This window comes from Nocardioides sp. NPDC087217 (assembly GCF_044744805.1).
In the GTDB taxonomy this organism is placed as follows: domain Bacteria; phylum Actinomycetota; class Actinomycetes; order Propionibacteriales; family Nocardioidaceae; genus Nocardioides.
Window position 1 is genome coordinate 43,834 of sequence record NZ_JBIUZB010000010.1, and the last position, 14,707, is coordinate 58,540.

The window sequence follows — 14,707 nt, forward strand, 5'->3', positions numbered from 1 at the left end:
CCGGACCCGTCGCCACGATTCACTTCACTATGCGCCGCCTTCGTAGGCTTGTACGTCGTGGAGGTGCTGTCGCGTTCGGAGTGGACCGCTCGCGCGGCCGCTCACCGAGCGCGCCTGGCGACCTATGTCGAGCCGCATCTCGCCCGCCGCGGCGCCCGGGTCAAGCACCCGGTCAACGACTTCCTCTTCACCTACTACTCCTACCGGCCCGCCCAGCTGCTGCGCTGGCATCCGGGCTTCGGGGTCGTCCTGGACGATGCGGCGGAGTACGAGTCGCTGCGCGGCTACACCTCCGGCACGGTCTCCTCCGACTTCCTCGCCGACAAGCGCCTGCTCGTCGAGACCCTCCTCAAGCTGCTCCGCGCCACCGCCTCCCGCGATGCCAACTTCGGCTGCTTCGGTCTCCACGAGTGGGCGATGGTCTACCGGCTGACCCCGGAACAGGTACGCCACGCCGACTGGCCGCTGCGGCTCGGGGCCACCGGCACCGACCGCGTGGTCGAGTCCCACCGCATCGCGTGCAGCCACTTCGACGCGTACCGCTTCTTCACTCCCCCCGCGGCGCCGCTCAACACCCTCTCGCCGCGATCCGACGACCGAGCCGCCTTCGAGCAGCCAGGCTGCCTGCACGGCAACATGGACCTCTACAAGCACGCCTTCCGGCTCTCGCCCCTGGTCTCCTCCGACCTCGTCGCCGACTGCTTCGAGCTCGCCTGGGACATCCGCACGATGGACATGAAGGCCGCTCCGTACGACCTCTCCGAGCTAGACCTCGACCCGATCCGCATCGAGACGGCCGCCGGGAAGCAGGAGTACGCCGCCGCCCAGCGCGCCTTCGCCGAGCGGGCCACCCCGCTCCGCGAACGCCTGATCGCCGACTGCGAACGCCTGCTCAGCATCGGGGTACCTCCTGCCCCAGGGCATATCTGACGGTTCGGTCACAGCTGCTGGTTGGCCTGGGCGATGTGCTCACCCATGCGGTACTCGAAGTCGAGCCCGACCTCGGCACCGATGGCCGCGATGGCAGCGGCCCGGGCCTGGAAGCCCGGCCGTCCCAGCGACTGCACGAACTCGCCGAACGCGGCGACCAGGTCGCGCTCGGGCGGCAGCGTGGACCGGTTCACAGCGACCTTGGCCGCGGCGAGGGCCTGGGCGTCCGAGGCGGCCAACCGGGCGACCATGTCATCGACGAAGGCGTCCAGCTCGGCATCGGGCAGCGCACGGGTGACCCAGCCCCAGCGCTCGGCCTGCGCCGCGTCGTAGTCGCTGCTGGTCAGGATGGCCTCGAGGGCTCGATCGCGGCCCAGGAGGCGCGGGAGGTGCTCGGTGCCTCCACCGCCGGGCAGGATGCCGATGCCGACCTCGGGTTGGCCGAAGTACGCGTTCTCGAGGCTGGCGTAGCGAAGGTCGAGGGCCAGCGCCAGCTCGCTGCCGGCGCCTCGGGCTCGGCCGCGGATCGATCCCACCGTGATGTAGCGGGCGGTCGAGAGGCGGACCACCAGATCGGTCCAGAGCGGCAGCTCGCCCTCTGCCGGGGTCGGCAGGTCACCGACGGCGGCGAGGTCGAAGTGGTTGAGGAAGAAGTCTGGTACGTCGCTCTTGAAGACGACCACCTGGACGTCCGGGTCGTTCTCGAGGCCCGTGACGATCTCGTGCAACCGGAGGGCGGTCTCTGCGGTCACGACGTTGACCGGCGGGTTGGAGAACGTGATCGTGACGACCTTCGGGCTCGGACGGTCGACGGCGACGCTGCTGGGGGTGCTCATGTGGGTGCTCCGTTCAAAGGTGCGCGCTGGGCGCTGTGGGGACGCTGCGAGGGGTTGGGCGACGGATCGGCCGCGCAAGGCCGCCTCTTGACAACTTTTTATGAGCGTGCTCATAATTGAGCGTACTCAATTGCTTCGAGCATACCCGGAGAAGCGACATGAGCCAGCACCGAACAACTCGGACACCACCGACGCAACACTGGAAAGCAGGAGAAACAGCATGAGCACCAACGACACACCGAACGTGATCACGTCCTACGCACTCGCCCCGACCCGCACGATCGACGCCGACGGAGTCACCTACGCCTACCGGGAGCTCGGCCCCAAGGGCGGCATCCCCGTCGTCTTCTTCGTGCACCTCGCCGCGACGCTGGACAACTGGGACCCCCGGATCGTCGACGCCATCGCACAGACCCGCCACGTCATCGCCTTCGACAACCGAGGCGTCGGGGCATCGACCGGCGACGTCCAGGACAGCATCGAGGCGATGGCCGACGACGCCTACACCTTCATCAAGGCCCTCGGCTTCGACACGATCGACGTCTTCTCCTTCTCGATGGGCGGCATGATCGCCCAGGACCTGGTGGTCAAGCACCCCGAGCTGGTCCGCAAGCTCGTCCTGACCGGCACCGGACCCCGGGGCGGCAAGGACATGGACAAGGTCGTCGCCGTCACCTACTACGACATCCTGCGCTCGATCCTGACCCGGAAGGACCCGAAGGAGTTCTTGTTCTTCAACCGGAACGCCACCGGCAAGCCCGCCGCTCGCGAGTTCGTCAACCGCCTCAAGGAGCGCACGATCGATCGCGACAAGGACATCTCGCAGAAGGGGTTCCGTACGCAGCTCAAGGCGATCCAGAAGTACGGTCGCTCGGCCCCGTCAGACCTGTCCACGATCACGCAGCCCACCCTGATCGCCAACGGCGACAACGACCGGATGGTGCCCTCCGTCCTGTCCGAGGACCTGCACCGCCGCATCAAGGACTCCACGCTGATCATCTACCCGGACGCCGGGCACGGCGGCATCTTCCAGTTCCACGAGAAGTTCGCCCCCGTCGCGGCCGAGTTCCTCGCCGCCTGACCGTCCTTCTGACCGACCGAACGAAGGCAAGATCATGACCACCACACACCCGTCGAGGAAGAAGGCATTCGTCTCCTCGATCCCGCTGTGGATACGCACCGACCAGCCGCGCCAGCAGGGCATGGACTACTGGAAGGGCCCGCACTCGAAGATCATCTCCGCCACCCCGGGCTTCGAGGAGTACCGCCAGATCCACCTTGCCGAGCACAACGCGGGTATGTGGCCGGCCACCCCGGGCATCGAGACCACCATCCCGGGCGACCGCCGGATCGATGGGCTCGCCGAGGTCACCTTCCGGTCGGTGCTGTCCCCGCTGCTCGGCCGCAAGCAGACCAAGCTCGCCTACCAGGACGAGATCAACGTCTTCCGACGCACCTTGCTCTACGCCGGCCCGCCGAGCTCGGCACGCTGGTACGACGTCGCCGAGCCGGGGCAGCAGGTCGGTGCCCGAGCCCTGGTCTACCTCCGGCGAAGGGACGGCGTGCGCACGCGCGACTTCCGCAGGCACGTCAACGAACTCGCCTCGACACTGGCCGGCACGGGCGCGCTGCGCGAGCTGCGGACCCAGGTCTTCATGCCCTGGAACGAGAAGCTCTGGAACACCCCGAACGTCGCGCACGACAACCCGGTCGACCAGCGGTTCCACGCGTCGCTCATCCTGGGCTTCGCTGATCCCGCAGCCAGGACCGCGTTCTTCGAGGGCCCCGAGCTGGCGGCTCTGTCCGACGCGCTCGCTCCGTACGCCTCTGCCGCCCATGCCTACGCCGTGACCGACGCACTGACCTACGTGAAGGACGGCAGGGTGCTCCCGCACTACCAGCGATGACGACGCCGCGGACACCCGGGGCGCCATGGAAGAATGAACGGCCGGTCCGGGCCACCCAGCAAAATGAAGGAGGGCAGCCATGCCACTCTCCCCCAGGTCGCCGTCCACATCGCCGCCCAAGCCACCCAGCAGGCGCGAGCGGAACAAGCAGGAGAAGCTCGAACGCATCGTGGCTGCCGCCACCGAGCTCTTCGCCGAGCGCAGCGTCGACGAGGTCACCACCCAGGAGATCGCCGACAAGGCCGACATCGGCGCGGGGACGCTGTTCCTCTACGCGAAGACCAAGAGCGAGCTCCTGTTGCTCGTGCAGAACTCCACCTACGCCGATGCCCTCGTCCGGGGCAAGCAGGCAGCCGAGGAGATCACGGACCCGCTCGAAGCGGTGATGGCGATCGTCTGCCCCGTGGCGGAGTGCAATCGCAAGCACGTCGACAACGGGCGCACCTACCTGCGCGAGATCGTCTTCGGCGACCCCACCGAACCCCACCACCGCGAAGCCCTCGGCTTGAGCCTGCAGACCGAGGAGGCGATCGCCGCCGTCCTGCAGCGCGACGGGAGCACCACCGCGCAGGACGCCGCGGAACGTGCACGGATCGTCTCCGCCATCGTGTTCCTCACCATGACCACACCCTTCAACGTCGCCAGCCCGGTCGACGACGTCGTCCAGAAGATCCGCGACCAGGTCAGGGTCCTCCTACCGGACTAGCGGCTCGGACCCGGGATTCCTCGCTGACAAGCGACTGCTCGTACGGCTTCTTTTCTCACCGGCGAGGAGAAACACCCACAGCTTCGGTCACGACCTCGACGGCCAGTAACGGACGTCACACGCTGTGCGCGCTCCTCCCGGCGTGACCCGGGAAGGCGGGTTACGTTAAGCCCACAATGGCCATCCTCCCCCACCCCCGACAAGCTGCCGCCTCGATCGCCACCACGGTCGGCGCCGCCGCGGGGAACGTCGCGCACTCGCTGCTCTACGGCGGGCTCGCCGACCTCCGGCCGATGCCGCGTACGTTGATCGACGACGGCAACCGACGCGAGCTCTACCACTACCGGCCTGTGGCGGGGACGACGCCGGAAGGCGACCCGGTGCTGCTGGTGACGCCGCTGGCGGCGCCGGCCATCTGCTACGACCTGCGGCGAGGCTGCTCGGTCGTCGAGCACCTGGTGGGGACGGACCGGCCGACCTACCTGGTCGAGTACGGCGAGGTGAACTTCGCCGACCGCAGCCTCGGCATCGAGCACTGGATCGCGCACGTCGTGCCGGAGGCGATCCGGTCGGTCTCCGAGCACGCCGGCGGGCGGCCGGTGCACGTGGTCGGCTGGTCGCTGGGCGGGATCTTCACGATGCTCGCCGCCGCGGACGCCCCCGACCTCCCGATCGCCTCGCTGGCGGTGCTCGGCTCGCCCTGCGACGTACGTCAGGTGCCGTTGATCGCGCCGTTGCGGCCGCTGCTCAACCTGCCGCCGGGCAACCTGGTCACCACTGCCTACCAGGCCTTCGGGGGCGCTCCGAAGCCGCTGGTCAGGTGGGCTTTTCAGATCTCCTCGGTCGACAAGATGTTCACCAAGCCGGTTGCGAAGCTGTCCAACCTGGCCGACCGTGAGTTCCTCGCCCAGCTCGAGGCGGTCGACCGGTTCACCGACAACATCATCGCCTACCCGGGGCGTACGTTCGGGCAGCTCTACCACCACTTCTTCCGCACCAACGCGCTGTTCAGCGGGCAGATCGACCTCAGCGACGAGCACTCCGTCTATCTGCGCGACGTCAAGCAGCCGACGCTCGTCGTCGCCGGCGCCAACGACGGCATCGGCCCGGTCGCCTCGGTACGGCCGCTGGTCGACCTGCTCACCGGCGCCGAGGAGCTCCGCTTCGAGATCGTCCCCGGCGGCCATCTCGGCCTGCTCACCGGCCGCGCCGCCCGGGACAACACCTGGCCGCTCCTCGACGAGTGGTTCACCCAGCACGACTGAGAGCTCGCGCAGCCGGGAATGTCGGTGGCGGGTGGCAGGGTGTGCGCCATGCCGAACCCACCCGCCGAGGCGATCGACGAGCACTTCCGCAACGAGGACTGGTACGCAGCCGATCTCACCGGGGCGCGGTTCGTCGACTGCGTCTTCACCGACGTCGATCTGACCGAGGCGACGACGTCGGCGGCGCTCTTCGAGAACTGCACGTTCCACGGCGGCCGGTTCAACGCCTCGACCCACGTCGGGTCGGCGTTCGTCGGCTGTGACTTCCGGCGTACGAACTTCTTCGACTCGACGTTCGAGGGCTGCAAGCTCAGCGGGAGCGAGTTCTCGAACTGCACCCTGCGGCCGCTGAAGGTCACCGGCGGCGTGTGGCGCGGGGTCTCGTTGCGCGGCGCGAACCTCGCCCGGCTCGACCTGTCCGGGCTGGACCTCCGCGACGCCGACCTGTCGCTGGCCGACCTCACCGACGCGGTCCTGCGAGACGCTCAGCTCGACGGAGCCACGCTCCAGGAGACGAAGCTGCACGGTGCCGACCTCCGCGGGGCCGGGCTCGACCGCGTCGACCTCACCGCCGCATCCCTGCGCGGCACGAAGCTCGACCTCGCCGGCGCCGTGATGCTCGCCGAGCTCCACGGCGCGGAGGTCGACGCAGTCTGACCCACGCCACATGAACCGGTGGGGGTCATCACCGCAGATCTGGAACGAGCAGCACCTTGCCGGCATCACCGGTCAGAAGCTCGAGCGCGCTCTCGGCCTCCTCCAGAGACAGTCGGTGCGTCACCAGCCATTCGAGGTCCAGGCGTCCGGACTCCACGAGGAGCAGCAGCTGCTCCCAGGTGTCCCACAGTCGGCGTCCGAAGATGCCCCGAAGCGTGACGCCCTTCTTGTTCACATGAGTGGCGATGTCGATGGGTGCCGGCTCGCTGGGATGCCCCACGGTGACGAGGGTGGCCTCGCGACGCAGGGCTTCGAAGAGAACGGGGAGGACGCCACGTACGCCGGAGACCTCGAAGGCCACGTCGAAACCGCCGCGCCGGCCGGCGATGTCGCGGCACAGGCCGACCACGTCTTCGGACGGATCCAGGACCTGGACCCCACGCGACTCGGCCTGCTTGCGCCGGAACGGATTCGGCTCGACCGCGACGACGTGGGCTGCCCCCATGGTGATCGCGATCTCGGCGATGACGAGACCGACCGGGCCGCATCCGTTGACCAGAACGTTCTGGCCGGCAACCGCTGTGCCGGAACGCTGGACGGCATGCATGGCCACGCCTGCGGACTCGAGCAGTGCGCCGGTCTCGAGGGAGACCGAGTCCGGCAGGCGCACGCAGATGCCTTCGGGCACGACGACGTACTCCGCGAACACGCCATCGATGTGCATCCCCAGGATCCTGGTGCGTTCACACGTATGGGCGCTGCCGGTGCGGCACGGATAGCAGGTGCCACAGATGAGGTGGCTCTCGAGGGCGACGCGGTCGCCGATGGCGATCGACCCGACCCCGTCACCGACGGCCGTCACGGTGCCTGAACCTTCGTGTCCCAGGACGACCGGAGGCGCCAGGTTGAACGCTTGCGCCGAAGCGGTCCATTCGTGCAGCTCGCGATCGGTGCCGCACAAGGATGCGGCCGCCACCTTCACCAGGACCTCACCCGGGCCCGGCTTCGGGTCTGGCCAGTCGGTGCGGACCTCGATGCCCGGGGTCGGGTGCGACTTGATGACTGCTCTCATTGCTTGATCTCGCTTCCGTGAAGTCTGGTGTGGTCAGGATGTGCGGGCGAACCGGCGGAACAGGTCAGGCGGGCCCACCTGGCCGCCCTTCAGCAACAGGCGGCAGCCTGCGAGCTCCGACTGGGCATCGGTGGCGCAGATCGGCCCGGCGGTGACGAACTGCTCGGTCACGCGCAGCTCGCTGACCCCGAGAGCGAGGAGCGTGTGGCTCGAGGTGTCGCCGCCACAGACGACCACGTCGCGGGTGAGGTCGCGCCGCACCGCGTTGCGCACGAGATCGCCGAGGGCGCTGCCGACCTGCGCCGAGGAGACCGGCGCCGTATGCAGGCGCGGGTCGTCGGGGCCACGGGTGGTGTGGGCGATGACGTCGTGGCCGTCGCTCAGCGCCGCCTCGATGAGACGCGTGCACTCATCGGCGGCCGGCGCGGCGGTGATGGCCTCGGGCGGGATCGCGACCTCGATCCATCCGTGGTCGACGGCGTCGGCGATCTGCGCATCGGTGGTCGCCGACGCGGAGGCCGACACCACGAGCGTCGGGCCACTGGCCGCGGATGGCGGCTCAGAGTGTCTCGGCTTTCCGGATCGGCGCGCGAGCGCGGCCATGACTCCTCCGGAACCGACGACGAGGGGAGTTCGGTTCGGTGCGTGATCTGCGTACAGAGAAGCTGCCACGGCGTCCATGTGTGCCTCGTCCACCGCGTCGACGACGAATGCCTCGTCGTCGCCGTCTCTCAGCTGTTTCCACTGCGCCGAGAACGAGCCGTCGGAGTAGGCGGGAAGGTGGAGCCCGGGTACGGCGTGCCTGCTGGTCAGCTGGGAGGCCAGCACCAGGCGCAGGTCAGCTTCGCTCATCGGTGTGGCCGGGTGGTGTGACATCACCGGGTGCCGGTCCAGGCGATGGACAAGGCCGTGGTGCACCCCGAAGTGCTGGCTGAAGGCGGTGTAGCGGCCGAACGCGGGTTGAGCCGGCACGACCGGTATCGGCCCGTGCCCCGGGAACTGCTCGTGCATCAGCTCGATGGCACGTCCGATGCTGCCCGTCGTCGGTGAGGAGTCGAAGGTCGAGCAGACCTTGTACAGCAGCACCGTCAGGTCCAGAACGGCGAGCTGCGCCAGTCCCCCACGGATCGCCTCGTCGAGCTCCTCCCCAGCGAGGGAGCGTGCGGGACCGGCGATGCCCACCACGTCGCCAGTGGTCGACGAGACCCGCTCGGGATCCAGCACGAGTGCACCGTCCAGGCCGAGCGCGTGGGCCTGTGCCAGCACGTCGGCAGCCCCGGTCAGGTCGTCGGCGAGAAATCCGATCCGCGGCATCATGCACCGGCCGGGAAGCTTGCGAGCGCGTGCGCGAGAGCGTCGTCGCCGGCGGCCTGCAGGCTCTTCGCCGCCTCGGTGACCGGCTGCCCCGAGACCGCAGCATCCCAGGCCTGGCGCAGACTGCGGACCCCCGCCGCAGGACCGTCGGGGTGCGCGGCGATCCCGCCGCCGGCGAGCATCAGCAGATCGGTCGACCCGACGGCTGAGTAGGTGAGCTCCGGCGTACGCACGTTCTGCCCCGACGACAAGGTCGGCAGTGGGTCGGTGGTCGACCCGAGCGGCGTCTGCAAGGAACGGATGTTGGCCGCGACATCCTCGTCGGTTTCGTAGAACTTGCTCCCCAGGCCGCTGACATGCAGGTGGTCGGCCCCGGCGAGGCGAGCGAGCTGCTGCCACGGTTGGTAGCCGACACCGAGCCCGGGGTGACGCATGGATGCGGCCAGCCCCGCGCGATGGCCGTGGATCGGAACCTCGGAGAACGACCGCAGCCAACGCAGCGCCGGCAGCCCCATCGTCGGGACGTTCAGCATCACGCACCGCCCACCGGCCTCGATCACGAGATCGTGGCGCCGCTTCAGTCCCTCGAGATCGCCGGTGATGTTGAAGGCGTACATCGTGGGGTGGCCGGTGTCCTGCTCAGCGGCCCGGATCTCCTCCGTGGCGATGCGTACGCGGGCCTCCAGGGGAAGGTATGCGGGGTCCGTCATCAGCTCGTCGTCCTTGATGAGGTCGATCGCACCGCGGGCGAGGTCACGCACCGTCACCCTGAAGTCGTCCTCACGGAGTCCGACGTTGGGCTTGATGATGGTGCCCACCAGGACTCCGGCGGCGCCACCGATCAGCTTACGGGTCCCCTCGACGCCGTACGCGGGTCCTGGATGTGCCGCGACGAACTCGTCCGGAAGCTCCATCCGCCGGAGCTGACACGCGAAGAGCTCCCCGAGCTCGAAGATGTTGCCGGCGACCGTCGTCTGCAGGGTGGCGATGTCGGTGTCGACGTTCTCCATGGGGAACTCGACGACGATCTCCGCCGCGGAGACTCGCTCGGGTCGGGAGCGTGAGGGGAGCGACGGCGTGCAGGTGCCGAGGTCGGAGACCGACACGACCTCGGCGGCATGCCGGGTTCGCAGCTCCTCCGACTCACCGGGCACTGCGACGAACGTGCCGCTGGACTGCTCGCCGGCCAGCATGGCGGCGGCGCGACCCGGTTCGATACTCGACTCGATGTAGTAGGTACACCTGATGATGCGCGGATCACGCACGAACGGCTCCGATCTTTTGGGGTGACGACTAGGCACGGGAGATGTCGGCTGCGGGTGTGGTCCCGGCGACCGCATGCGGTTTCAGGGCGCCCGCGCGACGGAGCACCCAGGCCGCAACGGTCGGCGCGAGCAAGGCGGTGACCAGGACCGCGGTCGCGGTCTGCGCCGCCGCGGACGCCACGAACGGCTCGAACTTCGGGTCGGCGACCGCGACCGCCATCGGAACCGCAACGGCATTGCCTGCGGTCGTGCCGGCAGCGAATCCGATCCCGCTCATCGGCCCGCGCCGCAGCACATAGCGGTAGCCGAGGTAGGTCAGTCCCCCGGTGAGGAGCACGACTCCCGCGCCGAGAACGACGCCGACGGCGCCACCGGTCAGCACGGTCTTCAGGTCGATGCCCGTTCCCACGCAGAACGACATGAACGGGATCGTGATGTTCGGCACCGCGTCCAACGCGGCGGTCCACTCCCGGTCGACGGCGCCGATGAACAGGCCGATGATGAACGGGACGACGGCCGCGACGAGCGCGAGCAGCGGGATGTCGCCGAGCCCGGAGGCACCGAGGAAGACCATCGCCAGAAACGGCCCGTCGTCGAACGCACTCGCCACATAGGCCCCGCTGTCGCGCTCGTCGCCGTACTCGCCGGCGAACGCCAGCCACAGGGCACCGTTGCTGTTTCCGTAGATCGCGATGAGCCCGAGGATCGAGACTCCGGCGATGCCGTCGATGCCTACGGTGAGGCCGAGAACGACGCACAAGGTGATGGGCACAAGTGTCTTGGCGATCAGGACAACCAGCGTGGTGCCGGCTGCTCCCTTGCCGTTGCGGGACCCGGTGATCTGCGCCCCGGTCGCAAGCACCAGCAGTGCGATCAACGTCAGCGCGCCGTCTCGGAAGAGGGCGGTCGTGAAGCTGCCGATTCCCAGCGCCCCGGGGGCGAACGTGTTCGCCAGGACTCCCAGCGCCAGCGGGATGATCATCACCCCGCCAGGCACTGCACGCATGGCCTTGAACATCGGAACCCGCGAGGGGCCAGTCCGAAGCGAATCACTCATCTCTTCCTCCAGGGAGACTTTGTACGTACGAAACGTACGTACAAATGTAGAGTGGTGTCCGTCACACGTCAACAGGCAGATTCACGCACGCTAGATTGACTGCATCGGTGCTGCGGAAGGGGCTGGAGAACTCATGGCAAGCAAGGCGACCGCCACGAACGGCACGGCTCGATCGTCCGAGATCGACCGCTCCACGGGCGCGCCCCTCTACGCGCAGATCCGCGACGCTCTGCGTCAGCAGATCGAGAGCCACTCGCTGCCGCCAGGCGCACCGCTGCCGACCGAGGAGGCGCTGCAGGTGACGTACGGCGTCTCGCGCAGCGTGGTGCGGCAAGCTCTCGGCGAGCTCGGCGATCTCGGGCTGATCCACAGGCAACGTGGTCGCGGGACGGTTGTCGCACCGCATCCCGAGCATCATCGCCGAGCGGAGCAGGCCGGCGGCCTCAGGCAGCAGCTCGCCGCACGCGGGGAGGATCTGCGCACCAGGATCCTAGGCCTGACGGTCGAGACGGCTCCCGAGGTCGCCGCCGAAACACTCGGGTCGGTCGACACCTGGAAACTGGAGCGCGTCCGCTCTGTCGGGGACGAGCCCCTCATCTTCATGCATACGTGGATTCCGCGTGACCGATTCCCGACGCTGAACGCCGAGGAGCTCGATGGCGGCTCGCTGCACGACTGGATGCGGGCGAACGGCGCAAACCCCTCAGGCGGACCACGGCACGTCCAGGCCGTGCCCGCGGACGAGAGCGTCGCACGCCACCTCGATGTCGGCGTAGGCGTACCGGTGATGCTTCTTCAGGGGGTCACGCTCGACGAGCAGGGTCGCGGACTCGAGTGGTTCACCGCCTGGCACCGACCCGGAACGGTCTTCGACGTCGATGCACAGGTCGGCCCGCGGCACGACCTACGTCGGCCAGAGCCCGATCTCGACCGCGTCCGGGAGCTCGTCGACGAGCTCTCAGTCCTGCTCAATGCTCGTCCCGCATCGGATGGGACCTAGGCAGACGCTTCGCGTACGGCCTTGGCCATCGAGATGCCGGCGGCGATCAGGCCCAGGCCGGTGACGAAGTCGTCGGTGTCGCGTACGTCGTCCTCGATGGCGCCCGCGGCGGCGGCCTGGAGGTGGGTCTGCTCGTCGACGGCGTGACCGTAGACGAAGTGGAGCAGGGTGCGGGCGGCGACCGGGGCGAGGTCGCCGAGGCCGCCGTCGCTCAGCGCCGCGACGAGGTCGTCGTGAGGCTGGGTCGCGCCCAGCCCGAAGGCCCAGACGGTGGCGACGACGTCGGCGCCGTCGCGGTAGGCCAGCAGCGAGTCGCGCAGGTCGGTGCAGATGCCGGTGACCCGCACGTCCCAGGCGCCCGACGGTTCGTGCCGCCCCCGGAGCAGGATCTCGTCGGCCACCGCTGCCAGCAGGGACTGCTTGTTGGCGAAGTGGTGGTAGAGCGCGCTGGGGCGTACGCCGAGCTCGGTGCCGAGCCGACGCATCGTCAGGTCGGCGAGACCGTAGTCGTCAAGGACCTGCAGCGCGCGGGCGACGACGTCCTCACGGCGGTATCGCATGTTGCTCCCAGGGGCCGGGTGGTGGGACGAAGTGGACGAAGACGTACGTCGACCTTAACCTGAACACCGTTCACCTGACCAAGGTTCAGGTCTGAGTACGCAGGAGCGAGTATGACCGAGTCCCCCACCAGTGCGACGTCGACCCCGGAGGCCGACGAGTCGAAGCCGGCCCGTTTCACCACCACCGACATCGCCCTGATCGCCGCGTTCACCGGGCTGATCTGCGCCTCCACCCTGGTCGGCGACATCCCGACCGGCACCGCCGTGCCGATCACCCTGCAGACCTTCGCGGTCGCGCTCTCCGGCGCGCTGCTCGGTCCCGTACGCGGGTTCCTGGCCGTCGCTCTCTACCTGCTGCTCGGCGGCATCGGGCTGCCGGTCTACGCCGACCACACCTCCGGCTTCGCGAAGTTCGCCGGGATCTCCGGCGGCTACCTGATCTCGTTCCCGCTGATGGCGGCACTGGTCGGCTTCCTGGTCAAGTACGTCGCCGGGCCCGCCCGCACCCGTGCCGTCGTCGTGTTCCTGTGCTCGATCGCCGGCTCGATCCTCATCGTCCACCCCCTCGGCATCGCGGGAATGATGATCTACTCCGGCGAGCCGCTGAGCACCGTGTGGAAGTGGGACCTGCCGTTCTGGTTCGGCGACCTGGTCAAGACCGGGCTCGTGGCGATCGTCGCGGCCGAGGTGCACCGAGCCTTCCCGAACCTCCTGCGCCGATGATCGAGCTCGATGCCGCGGGGGTCGCGCTTCCGGAGGACGAGGGCGGCCGGGTGCTGCTCTCCCCCACCTCGCTGACGCTCACCGAGCGCCGGATCGCGATCATCGGCGGCAACGGCTCCGGGAAGTCGACGCTCGCCCGGCTGCTGAACGGACTGGTGTCCACGGCCTCGGGCCGCGTCCTGGTCGACGGCCTCGACGTCGCCCGCAGGGGCAAGGAGGTACGCCGCCGGGTCGGCTTCTGCTTCACCGACCCGGCCGCTCAGCTGGTCATGCCGACCTGCGTCGAAGACGTCGAGCTGTCGCTGCGGCGGCTGGTGCGCTCCTCCTCAGAGCGGCACGCCCGGGCTCTCGAGGTTCTGGCGCGGTTCGGGCTGGACGGACTGGCAGCGCAGTCGGTGCACACGTTGTCAGGCGGGCAGCGGCAGCTGCTCGCGCTGGCCGGGGTGCTCGCCGCGGAGCCGTCGATCGTCGTCGCCGACGAGCCCACCACGCTGCTCGACCTGGCCAACACCCGGCTGGTCGCCGACGCACTCTTCGGGCTCTCGCAGCAGCTCGTCCTGGTCACCCACGACCTCGATCTCGCCGCCCGGTGCGACCGCGCGCTGGTCGTCGCGGACGGGGCGGTCACCTTCGACGGACCGGCTCCCGACGCCGTCTCGCACTACACGCAGTCGGTGGGCGTGTGAGCTACCTACTCGGCGCCTACCTGCCCGGCGACAGCCTCCTGCACCGGGCCCCCGCCGGTGCGAAGCTGCTCGGGCTGCTGGTGTTCAGCACCCTGCTCGTGGTGCTCCACGGGCTGGTCGCCACCGGGGTGCTCTTCGCGCTCGCGGTGGCGGCCACGCTCGTCGCCCGGCTGCCGATGCGGCAGGTGGGGCGGGCTGCCCGCGGCGTACTCCTGATCGCGCTCGTCCTCTCCGCGCTCCAGGGGTACGCCCACGGATGGCCGCGGGCGGTCGAGGCCGGCGTCGACCTGATCTCCCTCGCGCTCGGCGGTCTCATCCTCACCGCCACGACCGAGGTCAACGCGATGCTCGACCTGTTCACCCGGCTCATCACGCCGCTGAAGCCGATCGGCGTGAACCCGGACGGGGTCGCCCTCGTGATCGGCCTGGCCATCACCAGCATCCCGGCGAGCATCGCTCTGCTCCTCGAGACCCGCGACGCGGCTCGCGCTCGCGGGATCCGGCACCCCAGGGCGTACCTCTCCCCCTTCGTCATCCGCGTCGTCGCCCGGGCCCACGAGACCGGCGACGCTCTCAAGGCACGCGGCCTCGGCGACTGACCCCCTGCCGAATCTGTAGTTCTGTCGAGCGAATCTGTAGTTGTGGGGGGGGGGGGGGGGGGGGGGGGCCCCCCAACAAAAAAATTGTGTCGCCGAATAATATGGGGGGGCGGGGGGTGCAAACCCCCGC

16 protein-coding genes are annotated in these 14,707 nt (G+C 69.0%); 10 read left to right on the top strand and 6 right to left on the bottom strand.

The genetic code is table 11. The features are described 5' to 3' along the window. Positions 1 to 48 precede the first annotated feature (48 nt). Positions 49 to 930 (top strand): 3-methyladenine DNA glycosylase, encoded by an 882-nt coding sequence (locus ACIO3S_RS27535; protein ID WP_400469493.1) that lies wholly within the window; start codon positions 49 to 51, stop codon positions 928 to 930. A gap of 8 nt (positions 931 to 938) precedes the next feature. Here ACIO3S_RS27535 and ACIO3S_RS27540 read toward each other — a convergent pair whose 3' ends face one another. Next, positions 939 to 1,766: an enoyl-CoA hydratase/isomerase family protein gene (locus tag ACIO3S_RS27540; protein ID WP_400469496.1), complete on the bottom strand. Its 828-nt coding sequence runs from the start codon at positions 1,764 to 1,766 to the stop codon at positions 939 to 941. Between the two features lie 220 nt (positions 1,767 to 1,986). On the opposite strand from ACIO3S_RS27540, the gene ACIO3S_RS27545 reads away from it, so the two are divergent. From ACIO3S_RS27545 to ACIO3S_RS27565, 5 genes are all read left to right on the top strand, one after another. Beyond that, entirely contained in the window at positions 1,987 to 2,847 is an 861-nt protein-coding gene (locus tag ACIO3S_RS27545) for an alpha/beta fold hydrolase (protein WP_400469499.1), read from the top strand. Positions 2,848 to 2,881: 34 nt separating this feature from the next. Beyond that, entirely contained in the window at positions 2,882 to 3,673 is a 792-nt protein-coding gene (locus ACIO3S_RS27550) for a hypothetical protein (protein ID WP_400469502.1), read from the top strand. Positions 3,674 to 3,752: 79 nt separating this feature from the next. Beyond that, complete coding sequence (locus ACIO3S_RS27555) at positions 3,753 to 4,379, top strand: TetR/AcrR family transcriptional regulator (protein WP_400469505.1); 627 nt, start codon at positions 3,753 to 3,755, stop codon at positions 4,377 to 4,379. Between the two features lie 176 nt (positions 4,380 to 4,555). Then, positions 4,556 to 5,644 carry an alpha/beta fold hydrolase gene (locus ACIO3S_RS27560; protein WP_160024570.1) on the top strand — a complete coding sequence of 363 codons (1,089 nt, stop codon included), beginning with the start codon at positions 4,556 to 4,558 and terminating at the stop codon, positions 5,642 to 5,644. 48 nt (positions 5,645 to 5,692) lie between these two features. Further along, entirely contained in the window at positions 5,693 to 6,301 is a 609-nt protein-coding gene (locus ACIO3S_RS27565) for a pentapeptide repeat-containing protein (protein WP_400469508.1), read from the top strand. Between the two features lie 28 nt (positions 6,302 to 6,329). Here ACIO3S_RS27565 and ACIO3S_RS27570 read toward each other — a convergent pair whose 3' ends face one another. The 4 genes from ACIO3S_RS27570 to ACIO3S_RS27585 are packed head-to-tail and all read right to left on the bottom strand — an operon-like array spanning position 6,330 to position 10,958. Continuing rightward, positions 6,330 to 7,373 (bottom strand): alcohol dehydrogenase catalytic domain-containing protein, encoded by a 1,044-nt coding sequence (locus ACIO3S_RS27570; protein ID WP_400469511.1) that lies wholly within the window; start codon positions 7,371 to 7,373, stop codon positions 6,330 to 6,332. A 33-nt stretch (positions 7,374 to 7,406) separates the two neighbouring features. Next, on the bottom strand, positions 7,407 to 8,687 hold the full coding sequence (locus tag ACIO3S_RS27575) for a four-carbon acid sugar kinase family protein (protein ID WP_400469514.1): 1,281 nt from the start codon (positions 8,685 to 8,687) through the stop codon (positions 7,407 to 7,409). After that, entirely contained in the window at positions 8,687 to 9,952 is a 1,266-nt protein-coding gene (locus tag ACIO3S_RS27580; RefSeq protein ID WP_400469517.1) for a RuBisCO large subunit C-terminal-like domain-containing protein, read from the bottom strand. The genes ACIO3S_RS27575 and ACIO3S_RS27580 overlap by 1 nt, the downstream gene beginning before the upstream one ends. Before the next feature lie 28 nt (positions 9,953 to 9,980). Beyond that, complete coding sequence (locus ACIO3S_RS27585; RefSeq protein ID WP_400469520.1) at positions 9,981 to 10,958, bottom strand: 2-keto-3-deoxygluconate permease; 978 nt, start codon at positions 10,956 to 10,958, stop codon at positions 9,981 to 9,983. A 184-nt stretch (positions 10,959 to 11,142) separates the two neighbouring features. Between ACIO3S_RS27585 and ACIO3S_RS27590 the strand changes: the two genes are divergently transcribed. After that, complete coding sequence (locus ACIO3S_RS27590) at positions 11,143 to 12,009, top strand: GntR family transcriptional regulator (RefSeq protein ID WP_400469523.1); 867 nt, start codon at positions 11,143 to 11,145, stop codon at positions 12,007 to 12,009. On the opposite strand, the gene ACIO3S_RS27595 is transcribed toward ACIO3S_RS27590, so the two are convergent. After that, entirely contained in the window at positions 12,006 to 12,569 is a 564-nt protein-coding gene (locus ACIO3S_RS27595) for a TetR/AcrR family transcriptional regulator C-terminal domain-containing protein (RefSeq protein WP_400469525.1), read from the bottom strand. The genes ACIO3S_RS27590 and ACIO3S_RS27595 overlap by 4 nt on opposite strands. 111 nt (positions 12,570 to 12,680) lie before the next feature. On the opposite strand from ACIO3S_RS27595, the gene ACIO3S_RS27600 reads away from it, so the two are divergent. From ACIO3S_RS27600 to ACIO3S_RS27610, 3 genes are read left to right on the top strand one after another with little or no spacing between them, the layout of a single operon-like run. After that, positions 12,681 to 13,292: a biotin transporter BioY gene (locus tag ACIO3S_RS27600; RefSeq protein WP_350663818.1), complete on the top strand. Its 612-nt coding sequence runs from the start codon at positions 12,681 to 12,683 to the stop codon at positions 13,290 to 13,292. Then, positions 13,289 to 13,978, top strand: coding sequence for an energy-coupling factor ABC transporter ATP-binding protein (locus tag ACIO3S_RS27605; protein ID WP_400469528.1), 690 nt, complete (start codon positions 13,289 to 13,291; stop codon positions 13,976 to 13,978). The genes ACIO3S_RS27600 and ACIO3S_RS27605 overlap by 4 nt, the downstream gene beginning before the upstream one ends. Then, positions 13,975 to 14,577 (top strand): energy-coupling factor transporter transmembrane component T family protein, encoded by a 603-nt coding sequence (locus ACIO3S_RS27610; RefSeq protein WP_400469530.1) that lies wholly within the window; start codon positions 13,975 to 13,977, stop codon positions 14,575 to 14,577. Before ACIO3S_RS27605 ends, ACIO3S_RS27610 begins: the two co-directional genes overlap by 4 nt. Positions 14,578 to 14,707: the final 130 nt, after the last annotated feature.

What these genes read in the sequence shown, in the direction of transcription:
- ACIO3S_RS27575 (WP_400469514.1), bottom strand. Translation starts at nt 8,687, where the DNA reads ATGCCGCGGATCGGATTTCTCGCCGACGACCTGACCGGGGCTGCCGAC.
- ACIO3S_RS27565 (WP_400469508.1), top strand. Translation starts at nt 5,693, where the DNA reads ATGCCGAACCCACCCGCCGAGGCGATCGACGAGCACTTCCGCAACGAG.
- ACIO3S_RS27560 (WP_160024570.1), top strand. Translation starts at nt 4,556, where the DNA reads ATGGCCATCCTCCCCCACCCCCGACAAGCTGCCGCCTCGATCGCCACC.
- ACIO3S_RS27550 (WP_400469502.1), top strand. Translation starts at nt 2,882, where the DNA reads ATGACCACCACACACCCGTCGAGGAAGAAGGCATTCGTCTCCTCGATC.
- ACIO3S_RS27595 (WP_400469525.1), bottom strand. Translation starts at nt 12,569, where the DNA reads ATGCGATACCGCCGTGAGGACGTCGTCGCCCGCGCGCTGCAGGTCCTT.
- ACIO3S_RS27590 (WP_400469523.1), top strand. Translation starts at nt 11,143, where the DNA reads ATGGCAAGCAAGGCGACCGCCACGAACGGCACGGCTCGATCGTCCGAG.
- ACIO3S_RS27605 (WP_400469528.1), top strand. Translation starts at nt 13,289, where the DNA reads ATGATCGAGCTCGATGCCGCGGGGGTCGCGCTTCCGGAGGACGAGGGC.
- ACIO3S_RS27555 (WP_400469505.1), top strand. Translation starts at nt 3,753, where the DNA reads ATGCCACTCTCCCCCAGGTCGCCGTCCACATCGCCGCCCAAGCCACCC.
- ACIO3S_RS27585 (WP_400469520.1), bottom strand. Translation starts at nt 10,958, where the DNA reads ATGCGTGCAGTGCCTGGCGGGGTGATGATCATCCCGCTGGCGCTGGGA.
- ACIO3S_RS27545 (WP_400469499.1), top strand. Translation starts at nt 1,987, where the DNA reads ATGAGCACCAACGACACACCGAACGTGATCACGTCCTACGCACTCGCC.
- ACIO3S_RS27600 (WP_350663818.1), top strand. Translation starts at nt 12,681, where the DNA reads ATGACCGAGTCCCCCACCAGTGCGACGTCGACCCCGGAGGCCGACGAG.
- ACIO3S_RS27540 (WP_400469496.1), bottom strand. Translation starts at nt 1,766, where the DNA reads ATGAGCACCCCCAGCAGCGTCGCCGTCGACCGTCCGAGCCCGAAGGTC.
- ACIO3S_RS27570 (WP_400469511.1), bottom strand. Translation starts at nt 7,373, where the DNA reads ATGAGAGCAGTCATCAAGTCGCACCCGACCCCGGGCATCGAGGTCCGC.